This window comes from Mesorhizobium sp. ISC11 (assembly GCF_037162595.1).
Taxonomy (GTDB): domain Bacteria; phylum Pseudomonadota; class Alphaproteobacteria; order Rhizobiales; family Rhizobiaceae; genus Mesorhizobium; species Mesorhizobium ciceri.
This window is the reverse complement of sequence record NZ_JAVSPW010000001.1, coordinates 4,566,038-4,578,755: the sequence shown is the minus strand read 5'-3', so window position 1 is coordinate 4,578,755 and position 12,718 is coordinate 4,566,038. Positions and strand designations below refer to the sequence as shown.

The window sequence follows — 12,718 nt, the reverse complement described above, 5'->3', positions numbered from 1 at the left end:
AATCAAGAACATTACGGGAACATGTGAGCGCGTGGGTTGCAGCCGAATTGAGCGCGGTTGCAAAAACGGAACATGGTTAAGACAAAATGAAAACGGCTTACCCGCGCTTGCCCTCGACCGCGTCCCAGAACAGGCTGGCGATGTCGGCGCCGCCGAAGCGTTTGACCTCGCGCACGCCGGTCGGCGAGGTGACATTGATCTCGGTCATGTAGTCGCCGATCACGTCGATGCCGACCAGGATGAAGCCACGCTCCTTCAGCGAAGGCCCGATGCGTGCGCAGATCTCGCGTTCGCGCGCCGTCAGCTCGGTCTTTTCGGCGCGGCCGCCGACATGCATGTTGGAGCGGGAATCATGTTCGGCGGGCACGCGGTTGATGGCGCCGACCGGCTCGCCGTCGATCAGGATGATGCGCTTGTCGCCCTTGCGCACGTCCTTGAGATAGCGCTGCACGATATAGGGTTCGCGAAACATCTGGCCGAACATTTCCAGCAGCGAGGCCAGGTTGCGGTCGCCCTCCAGCAGATGGAAGATGCCGGCGCCGCCATTGCCGTAGAGCGGCTTGACGATGATGTCGCCGAACTCCTTGCGGAAGGCGGCAACTTCGAGTGGATCCTTGGTGATCAGCGTGTCCGGCATCAGGTCGGCAAATTCGGTGACGAAGATCTTTTCCGGGCTGTTGCGCACCCAGGCCGGGTCGTTGACCACGAGCGTCTTCGGGTGGATGCGCTCCAGGATGTGCGTGGTGGTGATGTAGTTCATGTCGAAGGGCGGATCCTGGCGCAGCAGGACGACGTCCATCTCCGACAGATCGGTGCGCACCTTCTCGCCCAGCGAATAGTGGCTGCCTTTCTCGTCGCGCACCTGCATCTCCTCAATGCGAGCAAACACCTTGCCGTCGCGCAACGACAGCCGATCCGGCGTGTAGTGGAACAGCTCATGGCCACGCCGCTGCGCTTCCAGCGACAGCGCGAACGAGGTGTCGCCGGCGATCGACACGGTGGAGATGTGGTCCATCTGGACGGCGATTTTCAGCTTCATGGCGGGTCTCCGGCGGCTCGGATGGACGACTGTCCTGCCTGTACAGGCTCACTGCCCGTCTGCCAATCGCGACCTTTTGAAGATTGGCATCAGCAAGTCGCAAGCTCGGCCCTGCCGGTCATTCCGTGACAGGAGCCAGGCTGCGCGTCCTCGTTGTTCCTTGAGCCCGAATGCACACCTCACATCGATCCTTCGAAACAGGTCGCGGTTGCCCATGGAAAATCGATTTCGCGATACGTTTCCTAAAGGGTTTGCTGCCAGTCTGAAAATAAATTCCGAAGTCACAAAACAGGGACACCGATGCAAACTTCGTTTGGCACCGGTCAGGCAAACAGGGAGAGCACGGATCTGGCATTCACCGATCCGTTGACCGGGCTTGGCAACCATCGCCGCTTCTTCGACAAGGTCGATCGGCTGATCGCCGACCGAGCCGACGATCCCGCGCCCTTTACCGTCGGGATTCTCGACCTCGACGGCTTCAAGCCGATCAACGATCTGTTCGGCCACAAGGCTGGCGACGACATCCTGATCCAGGTCGCGATGCGGCTGCGCGCCTCTATGGACGGCTATTCCACGGTCTGCCGCATCGGCGCCGACGAATTCGCTTTTCTCTATCCGATGGTATTCAGCGAGGACGCTGCGGCCGAAAAGTCGCGCATGCTGATCGAGATCCTGTCGGCGCCCTACGATGTCGGCGAACGCACCGCCAGGCTTTCGGCCTCGGTCGGCTGCTCGTTGTTCTATTCGGGCGACGAGACCACGGAAATCCTCATCAACAAGGCAGAGACGGCACTCTACCACGCCAAGCGTTCCGGCCGTGGCCGCGTCGTCGTCTACACCCGTGAGATGGAAGAAGCGGCCAAGCGCGTCACCCGCATCGAACAGGCGCTGCGCCGGGCTGTCTCGGCCGGCGAGGTGGAGCCGCATTTCCAACCCATCGTCGATCTCGCCACGCGCCGCACCATCGGCTTCGAGACGCTGGCGCGCTGGACCGACCGCGACCTGGGTTCCGTGCCGCCGACCGTCTTCATTCCCATCGCCGAGGAGCGTGGCATCATCGGCCCGTTGTCGCAGCTGGTGCTGCGCAAGGCGACGGAGGCCGCCAGAAGCTGGCCGAAGGACCTGTTCCTGTCGTTCAACCTGTCACCCTCGCAGCTCGTCGACCAGAACACCGGCCTGCACATACTGGCGATCCTCGACCGCACCGGCTTCGATCCGCGCCGGCTGGAGATCGAGATCACCGAGACCGGCCTGATGAACGACCCGGCCTCGGCCGCTCAGATCGTCGAGGATCTGCGCCGCGTCGGCATCCGCGTCTCGCTCGACGATTTCGGCACCGGCCAGTCCTCGCTCGGCCGCTTGCGCGAATTCCATTTCGACAAGCTCAAGATCGATCGCGCCTTCGTCTCCTCCATTCTCGACGACAGGCCGTCGGAACACATCATCCGCGCTATCCTCGCAATGTGCGAAGGGCTCGGCATGGACGTCGTCGCCGAAGGAATCGAGCAGGAAGCGCAGGCCGATCGCCTGGTCCAGTTTGGCTGCGCCGGCGGACAGGGCTATCTGTTCGGCAAGCCGGTCGATGCCGACGCCACGCTCGGCTATCTCCGCGATTCCTTCCGCGGCGCCCTGCGCGCCAAGGCGATCTGACCGGCGGTCCTCCGCAATCCCCAACCCCGACGGTGCTGCCGTGCGCATCCGGTGCGGCGCATTGTCGTTTTGTCTGACATAAGCCCTGAAATTCGGCGGTTCGCCCTTGCCCGAGCGCCTTGCGTGGCTAGGATGCGCGCCGATCACGCTACGGCGCCGCGCGTCTTTCAAGACGCGCAAAGGACGCTGTAGCATTTAACATTTGCGCATGATCCCTTTCCGAAAATCGATCCGATTTTCGGGGTCATGCGCTGGGAGACAACAACGATGATGCCATCGGCGCATTTTGCCGACCTCGAAGGAGCCTCGGTGCTGATCACCGGCGGCGGCTCCGGAATTGGCGCGGCACTGACCGAGGGTTTTGTGCGCCAGGGCGCCAATGTCGCCTTCATCGACATCGCCGACGGCCCAAGCACAGCTCTTGCCGACCGCATCGAGAAAGAATTCGGCCGCCGGCCGCTCTATCTCAAGACCGATTTGCGCGATGTCGAGGCCCTGCGGGCGTCCGCCGCGAAGGCTGCCGAGGCGCATGGCGATGTCACCGTGCTGGTCAACAATGCGGCCTGGGACGAACGCCACGCCGTCGAAGACGTGACGGTCGAGTTCTGGGACAACAACCAATCCATTAATCTGAGGCCGCATTTCTTCACCGCGCAAGCGGTGGCGCCGGGCATGAAGCGGGCCGGCGGCGGCTCGATCATCAACTTCACCTCGACGTCCTATCTGATCAACCACCCCGACATGCCGTCCTACACGGCCGCCAAGGCCGGTATCCTCGGTCTGACCAAGGGGCTGGCCGGCAAGCTCGGTGTGGACGGCATCCGCGTCAACGCCATCGCGCCCGGCTGGGTGATCACCGAGCGGCAGAAGGAGCTCTGGGTGACCGAACAGGGGCTTGCCGCCCATGTCGCCAAGCAGTGCATAAAACAGGTGATGCAGCCCGACGACATCGTCGGCACGGTGCTGTTCCTGGCCTCGGACGCTTCGCGCATGCTGACGGCGCAGATGCTGATCGTCGATGGAGGTTTCCTGTGAGCCAAGCCGGCAACGCACCGGCGGTCGCCGCCGTCGACTGGGGCACGACCCGCATGCGGGTCTGGCTGATCGACGGGCAAGGCAAGATGCTTGCCGAACGCCGCGGCGATGACGGCCTGATCACCGCGCAGCAAAAGGGCTTTTCGACCATCCTCGAAGGGCATCTGGCGGCGATGGGAGCACCAGCGGCGCTGCCCGTCATCATCTGCGGCATGGCCGGGTCCCGCCAGGGCTGGCTCGAAGCGCCCTATGTCACCGTGCCGGCGCCGCTTACCGCCATCCTTGCGGGCGCCGCCAGCGTGCCCGGACAGAGCCGTGACATCCGCATCGTTCCGGGTCTGGCCCAGCGGCTGACTGACGCGCCCGACGTCATGCGCGGCGAGGAAACCCAGCTTGCCGGCGCCGGCCTGCCGGCCAGGGGGCGCCAGTTGGTCTGCATGCCCGGCACCCATTCGAAATGGGTGCTGGTCGAGGATGGCGCGGTTGCCGGCTTCGGCACCTGGCCGACCGGCGAGCTGTTTTCCGTGCTAGCCGCGCACTCGATCCTGCGCCATTCGCTCGGCGAACATCCGAAGCCCGTCACATCGGACAATCCGTTCTTCCGCCGCTGGTGCGAAACCGCATTGGGCGAAGGCGGCGATGTCACCTCGCGGCTGTTTTCCATCCGCGCCGCCGGCCTGCTGCAGGATCTGAAAGCCGACGATGCCGCCGCCTGCCTGTCCGGCCTTTTGATCGGCGGCGAGATCGCCTCCGCCAGCCGCCGGCATGGCGCCGGCGCCGAACCCGTGGTGCTGATTGCCTCCGGCGCGCTGGCCGCACTCTACCAGGCCGCACTTGGTCTTGCTGGGCTTGAGGTCCGGGCCGTCGACGCCGACGAGGCAGTGCGTGCCGGTCTCGTCGAGGCGGCGCGCGAGAACGGCATGATCGCCAGAATTGGAGTTGCCCGATGAGCCAGACCGCACCGTTTCCAAAACTCAAGCGCGGCCTGGTTGCCATCCTTCGCGGGCTCAAGCCCACCGAGGCGATGGCCATGGGCCAGGCGCTGTTCGACGCCGGCATCGAGGCGATCGAAGTGCCGCTCAACTCGCCGCAACCGTTCTCGTCGATCGCCCGCATCGTCCAAGTGCTGCCGAAAACGGCGCTGGTCGGCGCCGGCACGGTGCTGACGCCGGCCGATGTCGATGGCTTGCACCAGGCCGGAGGGCGGCTGCTGGTCAGTCCCAACATCGATGCCGAGGTGATGGCGCGCGCCATGCATTACGGCATGGTGACGATGCCCGGCGTGTTCACGCCGACCGAAGCCTTCCTGGCGATCAAGCTCGGCGCCTCGGCCCTGAAATTCTTCCCGGCGAGCGTGCTGGGCGCCGGCGGCATTTCCGCGATGCGCGCGGTGTTGCCGGCGCAGACATTGGTCGGCGCCGTCGGCGGTGTCTCTGAAAAAGATTTTGCCGGCTACAAGGCTGCCGGCGTGACCGCCTTTGGTCTGGGCTCCAGCCTGTTCAAGCCGGGCATGAGCGTCGACGAGGTGGCCGCGCGTGCGCACGCTGCCGTCGCGGCCTGGGATGCGGTGTTCGGAGAAGCAGGATGAGCGAAGCGATCGTTTCGGTTTTTTCCGATCACGTCTGCCAGCTCGGCGAGGGGCCGAGCTACGATCCCGCCACCGATACGCTCTACTGGTTTGACATCGTCAACAGCCAGCTTCTGGAAAAGCGGCTGTCCGGCGGCGCGACCACCGTCCATGAGCTTGGCCAAATGGCGAGCGCCATCGCCGTCATCGACGACAAGCGCCAGCTGATCGCCGCCGAGACCGGCCTTTATGTCCGCGATGTCGCGACCGGCAAGCTGACGCTGCACACGCCTGTCGAGGCCGACAATCCGGTCACGCGCTCCAACGATTCCCGCGTCCATCCCTGCGGCGCCCTGTGGATGGGCACCATGGGCAAGGGCGAGGAAAAAGGCGCGGGTTCGATCTACTGGTTTTTCAAGGGCGAACTGCGCCAGCTGTTTTCGGACATCACCGTCTCCAATTCGATCTGTTTTACCGAGGATGGCGCGATCGCTTACTACACCGACACCTCGACCGGGATGCTGATGCGCGTCGCCTGCGACCCGGCGACCGGTCTGCCTGCCGGTGAGCCCAAGCTGTTCGTCGACCACCGCTCGGCCAAAGGCTATATCGACGGATCCGTGCTCGACCGCGACGGCATCCTGTGGAACGCCGTCTGGGGCGGCAGCGTCATCGAAGCCTACGAACCCGACGGCAAGCTCGTCCGCACGGTCGCCATGCCGGTGACGCAGCCATCCTGCCCAGCCTTCGTCGGCGCCAAGGCCGACCGGCTGGCGGTCACCTCCGCCTGGTCGGGCAAGGATGAGAAGCAGCGTCTGCTGGATCTGCAGGGCGGCATGACCTTTCTGCTCGATATTCCCGTCAACGGCCGCTTCGAGCCGCGCGTGCTGATCGCCTGATCGAACTGGATTCTATGGTCGGACGGTGCGTTGTCACGCCACCGCCCGCACCGTGTCGGTTTCGCGAGAGCCTGACGTCTCGACCATGCGATGGTAGGTGATCGTACCGCCGGGGATCGTTCATCTCATGCCAAGCCCTAAGCCGAAACTGATACTCGTCCATGAGCCGGAAAAGGCTTGTTTCGACCGTCTGGTCGCCGACGGCCATGCGCCGCAGCGCGCAACCGAAATCGCGTCCTATCTGGCGCAGTCGACCGATCTCGCTCCTGAATTCGACGTGCTTGGCCGTGCCTGCCAGGCACGCGGCCTGTCGTTCGCGCCGGTGGGGCTCGACGACGCTGCCAGCGTGCTCGCCGGCGAGCATCCCAGCACAACGGTGGTCTGGACGCTGACCGACGGCATCGCCTATTTCCGCGGCGGCGCGGCGCCCGCTTTGGCGCGACTGGGCGGTTTCAAGACAATCGGCGCCGACGATGCGCTGTTCGCGCTCTGCCAGGACAAGTTCCGCTCCGGCGCCGTGCTCGGCGCGCTCGGCCTGCCGGTGCCACAGGCTGGGCTCGCGCGTGACGGCCAATGGCTGGTCGAGCCGCCGGCCTCGCCCGCCGGCTGGTTCGTCAAGCCCAACCGGCTCGGCGCCAAGATCGGCATCTGGCCGGAGTCGCGCTGCAGCGATCTCGCCCACGCTTTGGAGCTCAGCCGGCGCGTCTTTTCGGCCTATCGCGACGATGTCGTCGTCCAGCCCTACGTCGCCGGCCGCAACGTGCGCGCCAGTTTCCTTAGCCTGATGCCGGGCGCGGGAGTCGAAGTGCTTGGCGTGGCCTTTGTCGATTCAGGCGCCGATTTCCAGACCATGGCCGACAGCCTGGCGCTCTACGGCGACACTGGCGAGGCAGCGAAAGCGGCGGGACATTACGCCGAGCCGGAGCTCGTCGCGGTCGCCGACAGCCAGCCGGCCGCCGACGCCAGGATTCGTGCGATCGCCGGGCGGCTGATGAGCGGGCTCGGCCTGCGCGACGTGTTTTCCATCGATCTCAGGGTCGAGGCCGACGACACCGTCCACCTCATCGAGTTCGAGGTCTGCCCCGGCCTGCCCTGCTTCGATTTCCGCGCCTATTGCCGCCAGCAATGGGGCCTCGAGCTTGCCGATGCCATAGCCGAGACAGCGGCGAGCCGGCTGATCGGCCAAGAGCATCGCGCCTGAAGGCGCTACGGCAGATCGCGGGCCGACCGGCGGACGCGTTTCACTACGGCATTCGCTCGACCGCCTGCAAGGCGGGATCCATCTTGTCCCAGGCATGGCCGTGGCTCGTGTAAGTCACCATCTGTGGGCTGAACTGTTCCGGATCGTCGAGGCTGGCCGCATGGACCGCTATGAATTCCGGCATGGCGACGGATATCAGAAAGACCGGCGTTCCGCAGGTTGGACAGAAGGTGTGGATTTTTTCATTGCCGCTGGCGCCCGCCACACGCCAGGTGCTCACCTCCCCGGTAATGGCCATATCGGCGCGCTGGCCGAAGGTCAGGTAGGATCCGTGGCCGGTGCCTGAGCGCTTCTGGCAATCGCTGCATTGGCAGTGGTTCTGGAAGATAGGCTCGTCATTGGTCTCGTAACGGATCGCGCCGCATGCGCAGCCGCCGGTATAGCGCTGGGTCATTGTTATTCTCCACGGGTCTGATTCTGCTCGAGGTCGCAACATCAGGCCGACTTCGGCTTGGCGAAAATATCGATGCCGCTGCCGGTTTCGAGGAAGGATTTCAGGCTGGACAGCACCGCCGGCCAACCCTGGCTGACGCCCTTCGCCATGCCGCTGCCGGCCTCGAGCTCGTCATGGCTGACGGTCAGCCGCACCATGGTGTCGTATTCCTCGATGGCGAACGTCACGCGGCTGGTTTTTGACGGATCGTCCGCCTGCGAAGCGTTCGCCCAGGTGATGACGAGGCGGGTCGGCGGCGAAATCTCGACGACCTTGCCGACGAGTTCGACGGTCCGTTCGTCCTTGGCGCGGATGTGCTCCCATTTCGAGCCCGGCGTCCATTCGGAGACGTTCTCGTGGCCCCAGTAGCGCTTTGCGATCTCGGGCTTGATTATCGCCTCGAACACCTTCTGCGGCGTCGAGCGGATATAGGTCACGTAGACAAAGCTCGTGGTCTCTCTGGTGGTCATTGGTCTTCTCCTTCGAGTTCCTGCTTCAGGTCGTGCAGCAGGCTGAGCCGCTGCCGTTCGAATTTCCGTACCCAGCGCTCGTAGACTTCGTGCAGCGGCACGGGATTGATGAAATGTAGTTTTTCGCGGCCGCGCTTGACCGTGCTCACCAGGTTGGCCGCCTCCAGCAGGTCGAGGTGCTGGGTGGCGGATTGCCTGGCCATGTCCAGATGATCGCAAAGCTGACCGAGCGTCTGCCCGTTCTGCTCGCACAGAAGGTCGAGCAGCCTTCTGCGCGTCGGGTCGCCCAGCGCTTTGAAAACCTTGTCGGCGTCCATCTGCCTCACTCTGTTGTAAGGCATAATATGCAGGTAAATACCTGCATGTCAACCGGCAATCCGACCGGCGTTGAATGACCGCTCGTCGGCACGGCTCCGCACCTGGCAACTGCGCCAGGCAGATCACCGTGAAATCGCGGAGCAAAGATATGTAAAATGAGCCTGCGAGGCTTCAAACGCCGCCAGGCTCTATCCGATTTTGAGCACGTCTCCGGCTAGAACCGGAACTATGCTTGCAGGGGACCTCAGGCGCCCTCGACCAGGACAATCTCGCCATCGGCGACCTTCTGCCGGATGGCGGCGGCGCGCTGGTATTCCGGCGAGTGGTAGCAATCGTGTGCGGCAGCCAGCGATTCGAACTCGATGATGACATTGCGTGCGCGGCCGGGGCCTTCGGCCTTTTCATGCTCGCCGCCGCGCGCCAGGAATTTCGCGCCGAAGCGCTCGAAGGCGGGTTTGGCGGCGGCCACGTAGTCCTTGTAGCCTTCCGCGTCGCGCACATCGACACGAGCGATCCAGTATCCTTTGGGCATTTTCTTGGTCTCCGAACTTGTTCCTGGAAATCTCAGGCCGAGCGCATCTCGTCGAGGATGGCTTCGGCCGCTTCCCGTTTGTTGGCCGCAGCAATGATCGGACGGCCGACGACGAGGTGGCTGGCGCCGTTGCGAATCGCCTGGCCCGGCGTCACCACGCGCTTCTGGTCGCCATGGTCGCTGCCCGCCGGCCGGATGCCGGGCGTCACCACCGCCATGTCGGGTCCCACGATCCGGCGCACCGCCTCGGCCTCCGCGGCCGAGCAGACGATGCCGCCCATGCCGGCATGCAGCGCCTGTTCCGAGCGCCTAAGCACCAGCGTATGCGGATCGTACTCATAGCCGACGTCGATCATGTCCTGCTCGTCCATCGAGGTCAGAACGCTGACGGCAAGCAGGCAAAGGTCGCTGCCTCTGGCCGCCTCTACGGCGGCCTGCATGGCCTTGGGATAGGCGTGGATGGTCAGCATGGTCACGCCCATCTTGACGATGTTCTCGACACCCTTGGCCACCGTGTGGTCGATGTCGAGCAGCTTCATGTCCAGGAAGACGTTGGTGCCGCCGCTGGCCAGCTCCCTGGCGAAGTCGAGCCCGCCGGCGAAGGCAAGCTGGTAGCCGATCTTGTAGAAGGAGACGATGCCGTCGAGTTCGCGCACTGCCTGCTCGGCTTGCTTCACTGTCGGCACGTCGAGGCCGACGATGAGCCGGTCGCGCATGCTATTGGCGATCATGCCTCGATCCGGGTGGACAGCAGGCGCGAGGTCTCGATCAGCGTGCGGCATAGGTGCTCCATCGATTTGTGCAGTCTTTCGTCACGGAAATTTCCATCCTCGTCGAAGGCGTCACCGCCGTCGGGCACCGAGCATTCCGGCGTCACCACCTCCATCTGGCAACGCACCAGCACCGCGCGCAGATGGTTGATGCAGCGGATACCGGCAAAGTGCCCGTTGGAGGACGAGCAGAGGCCAACGACCTTGCCGGCCAGCGGCCTGACTGGCCGGCCACCATCCCTGCGCACCCGGCTCACCCAGTCGATCGTGTTCTTGAGCAGCGGCGGAATGGAGCCGTTATATTCGGGTGTGGCGATCAGCAGCCCGTCATGGGCGACAATCAGACGGCCGAGTTTCTGGGCGTTTTCGGGAACGCCTTTTTCCTTTTCCAGGTCCTCGTCCATGATCGGCAGGGGGTATTCGGCGAGCGAGATGCGGGTCACCTCGGCACCTTGCATGGCGAGTTCCTTTTGCGCCACGTCGGCGGCCCTGCCGCTATAGGCGCCGCTGCGCACCGAGCCGGCGAAGACGAGGATTTTCGGGATCACTGCCATTGGCCACCCTTGTTCCCGGACAGGTACAGCCAAGGACGGCTCAAATCAACGGCTGGATAGGGGAATAGGGCAGTAGGGAATATGGGAGTAGAAAATAGCCTGGAAATGGAACCCTTCATCCCTACTCTCTTACTCCCCTATTGCCCTATTCCCTTCTCACTAGTGCGCTTCGCGGCGATAGATCCACAGCTGCGTCGGCGGAATGTTGCGGAGGATGAAATCGAAATGCTTGACCGTGTAGTCACCGCGGCCGGCCGGGATCGGCGACATCGGTCCGTAGGTCAGCTGCACGATCGGCCGTCCGGCCGGGATGCGGTCGAGCAGGCTCTCGATATAGGCGATGCGCTGGGCGACCGGAAAGTTGAGCAGCGGCACGCCCGAAACGACGGAATCGAAGATCATCCCGCTCTTGTCGCCAAGCGTGGCGTTGAGGTTGAAGGCGTCGCCCTCGATGACGTTGACGCCGGGATAGAGCCGCCGCAGGTGACGAACGAAATCCGTGGAATATTCGACAGCGTAGAGGTTTTCGGGGCGTACGCCCTGGGCGAGGATGGCGCGGGTGATGACGCCGGTACCGGGACCGACCTCGAGCACTGGCAGGCCGGATTTAGGATTGACGATCGAGGCCATCTTGCGCGCGGTGATCGAACTGGTCGGCACGATCGAGCCAACCGTCTTCGGCTTGTCGATCCAGCCCTTGAAGAATTTGAGTTCGTCGTCGAACTTTTCGACAAGCGCCTTCCGCAGTCCAGGGCCACGTGTCATGCAAGCTCTCCTCAGCGCTCCCCGCAAAGTTACTTAGCACCTGAGCGGTGCTAGGCAAGGCGCGGCCGGACGCATGTCGTGGATAAGATAATTTTCGTCGCGTCTCAAGGGGCGACGCGATTCAAGGATTTACGCGTGGCAAATCGGCTTACGCGGGCCAAAGTGCATCAACGCTCGCCGAAAGACTCGAAGAAATCCTTCATACGGGCGAAAAAGCCGCTCGATTGAGGCGAATTGTCCTGCGAGGAGAGCTGTTCGAACTCCTCCAGAAGTTCGCGCTGGCGCCGGGTCAGGTTCTGCGGCGTCTCGACCGCGGTCTGGATGTAGAGGTCGCCGACATTAGGCTGGCGCAGCACAGGCATGCCCTTGCCCTTGAGGCGGAACTGGCGCCCGTTCTGTGTGCCTTCGGTCACCTTGACCTTGGTCTGCGTGCCGTCCAGCGTCGTCACCTCGAAGGAGCCGCCAAGGGCTGCCGTCGTCATCGAGATCGGCACCTTGCAATAGAGATCGGCGCCGTCGCGTTGGAAGAACTCGTGCGGTTTGACCGCCAGGAAAATATAGAGGTCGCCCGAGGGCCCGCCGCGCAGGCCGGCTTCGCCCTCATTGGCAAGGCGGATGCGGGTGCCGTCCTCGATGCCGGCCGGGATGTTGACCGACAGCGAACGCTCCTCGGTGACGCGGCCCTGGCCGGCGCATTTCGGGCACGGATCCTTGATCGTCTGGCCGCGCCCCTGGCATTGCGGGCAGGTCCGCTCGATCGAGAAGAAGCCTTGCGTGGCGCGCACCTTGCCGTGGCCGTTGCACATCGAGCAGGTGACGGGCTGGGTGCCGGGCTTAGCGCCGCTGCCCGAACATTCAGAGCACGAGATCGACGCCGGCACCCGGATCTGTGCGGTCTTGCCGGCAAAAGCCTCTTCCAGGGTGATTTCCATGTTGTAGCGCAGGTCGGCGCCGCGCTCGCGGCCGCCCGACGAGCGGCGCTGGCGCCCGCCCATCATGTCGCCGAAAATGTCCTCGAAAATGTCGGCGAAGCCGCCGGCGCCAAAGCCTTGGGCCCCGCCATTCATGCCGCCCTGTTCGAAGGCGGCGTGACCGAAGCGGTCATAGGCCGCGCGCTTCTGCGGGTCTTTCAGCGTCTCGTAGGCTTCGTTGATTTCCTTGAACTTGTGCTCGCAGGAATGGTCGCCGGGGTTGCGATCGGGATGGAATTGCATGGCGAGCTTGCGGAAAGCGCTCTTGAGCTCCTTCTCATCGGCGCCTTTTGCACGCCCAGCGTCTCGTAGAAATCAGCTTTCATTTTTTCCCGCTGTCCGGATGCTCAACGTCTTGAAGCATTGTTGCGTCTCTTGCCGGCACTGACGCTTCGATTTAGGTGCGATGGAAGGGGGATGCCAGTGTCGACGCGGCTTTGCCTGCATTTTTTCA

The 12,718-nt window shown here is 63.8% G+C and carries 14 protein-coding genes and 1 pseudogene; 6 read left to right on the top strand and 9 right to left on the bottom strand.

All coding sequences use genetic code 11. The features are described from left to right. Window positions 1–97: 97 nt before the first annotated feature. On the bottom strand, window positions 98–1,039 hold the full coding sequence (gene gshB, locus RPF88_RS22225; protein ID WP_027161179.1) for a glutathione synthase: 942 nt from the start codon (window positions 1,037–1,039) through the stop codon (window positions 98–100). Window positions 1,040–1,339: 300 nt separating this feature from the next. On the opposite strand from gshB, the gene RPF88_RS22220 reads away from it, so the two are divergent. The 6 genes from RPF88_RS22220 (at window position 1,340) to RPF88_RS22195 (ending at window position 7,391) form a co-directional block, all read left to right on the top strand. Further along, window positions 1,340–2,689, top strand: coding sequence for a putative bifunctional diguanylate cyclase/phosphodiesterase (locus RPF88_RS22220; RefSeq protein WP_013528600.1), 1,350 nt, complete (start codon window positions 1,340–1,342; stop codon window positions 2,687–2,689). A gap of 267 nt (window positions 2,690–2,956) precedes the next feature. Continuing rightward, window positions 2,957–3,724: an SDR family NAD(P)-dependent oxidoreductase gene (locus RPF88_RS22215; RefSeq protein WP_337123223.1), complete on the top strand. Its 768-nt coding sequence runs from the start codon at window positions 2,957–2,959 to the stop codon at window positions 3,722–3,724. Next, window positions 3,721–4,674 carry a 2-dehydro-3-deoxygalactonokinase gene (locus tag RPF88_RS22210; protein WP_337123222.1) on the top strand — a complete coding sequence of 318 codons (954 nt, stop codon included), beginning with the start codon at window positions 3,721–3,723 and terminating at the stop codon, window positions 4,672–4,674. The genes RPF88_RS22215 and RPF88_RS22210 overlap by 4 nt, the downstream gene beginning before the upstream one ends. Next, complete coding sequence (locus RPF88_RS22205) at window positions 4,671–5,312, top strand: 2-dehydro-3-deoxy-6-phosphogalactonate aldolase (protein ID WP_337123221.1); 642 nt, start codon at window positions 4,671–4,673, stop codon at window positions 5,310–5,312. The genes RPF88_RS22210 and RPF88_RS22205 overlap by 4 nt, the downstream gene beginning before the upstream one ends. Beyond that, entirely contained in the window at window positions 5,309–6,190 is an 882-nt protein-coding gene (locus tag RPF88_RS22200; RefSeq protein ID WP_337123220.1) for an SMP-30/gluconolactonase/LRE family protein, read from the top strand. The genes RPF88_RS22205 and RPF88_RS22200 overlap by 4 nt, the downstream gene beginning before the upstream one ends. Window positions 6,191–6,317: 127 nt before the next feature. Then, window positions 6,318–7,391, top strand: a complete 1,074-nt coding sequence (locus RPF88_RS22195) for a D-alanine:D-lactate ligase-like protein (RefSeq protein ID WP_337123219.1) — start codon at window positions 6,318–6,320, stop codon at window positions 7,389–7,391. 43 nt (window positions 7,392–7,434) lie between these two features. Here the strand turns inward: RPF88_RS22195 and RPF88_RS22190 are convergent, their stop codons facing one another. From RPF88_RS22190 to dnaJ, 8 genes and pseudogenes are all read right to left on the bottom strand, one after another. After that, the gene (locus tag RPF88_RS22190; RefSeq protein WP_337123218.1) at window positions 7,435–7,845 is read right to left on the bottom strand and encodes a GFA family protein; all 411 of its coding nucleotides are present in this window, start codon (window positions 7,843–7,845) and stop codon (window positions 7,435–7,437) included. Window positions 7,846–7,886: 41 nt separating this feature from the next. Then, window positions 7,887–8,354: an SRPBCC family protein gene (locus tag RPF88_RS22185; RefSeq protein WP_337123217.1), complete on the bottom strand. Its 468-nt coding sequence runs from the start codon at window positions 8,352–8,354 to the stop codon at window positions 7,887–7,889. Beyond that, window positions 8,351–8,671 carry an ArsR/SmtB family transcription factor gene (locus RPF88_RS22180; RefSeq protein WP_013528592.1) on the bottom strand — a complete coding sequence of 107 codons (321 nt, stop codon included), beginning with the start codon at window positions 8,669–8,671 and terminating at the stop codon, window positions 8,351–8,353. The genes RPF88_RS22185 and RPF88_RS22180 overlap by 4 nt, the downstream gene beginning before the upstream one ends. 245 nt (window positions 8,672–8,916) lie before the next feature. Then, window positions 8,917–9,204, bottom strand: a complete 288-nt coding sequence (locus RPF88_RS22175; RefSeq protein WP_013528591.1) for a DUF1330 domain-containing protein — start codon at window positions 9,202–9,204, stop codon at window positions 8,917–8,919. Between the two features lie 32 nt (window positions 9,205–9,236). Continuing rightward, window positions 9,237–9,935: an orotidine-5'-phosphate decarboxylase gene (gene pyrF, locus RPF88_RS22170; protein ID WP_013528590.1), complete on the bottom strand. Its 699-nt coding sequence runs from the start codon at window positions 9,933–9,935 to the stop codon at window positions 9,237–9,239. After that, window positions 9,932–10,528: an NADPH-dependent FMN reductase gene (locus RPF88_RS22165; protein ID WP_024502157.1), complete on the bottom strand. Its 597-nt coding sequence runs from the start codon at window positions 10,526–10,528 to the stop codon at window positions 9,932–9,934. Before RPF88_RS22165 ends, pyrF begins: the two co-directional genes overlap by 4 nt. 159 nt (window positions 10,529–10,687) lie before the next feature. After that, entirely contained in the window at window positions 10,688–11,293 is a 606-nt protein-coding gene (pmtA, locus tag RPF88_RS22160) for a phospholipid N-methyltransferase PmtA (protein WP_027161171.1), read from the bottom strand. Between the two features lie 167 nt (window positions 11,294–11,460). Beyond that, a pseudogene (gene dnaJ / locus RPF88_RS22155) lies at window positions 11,461–12,590 on the bottom strand (molecular chaperone DnaJ). Between the last annotated feature and the right edge of the window lie 128 nt (window positions 12,591–12,718).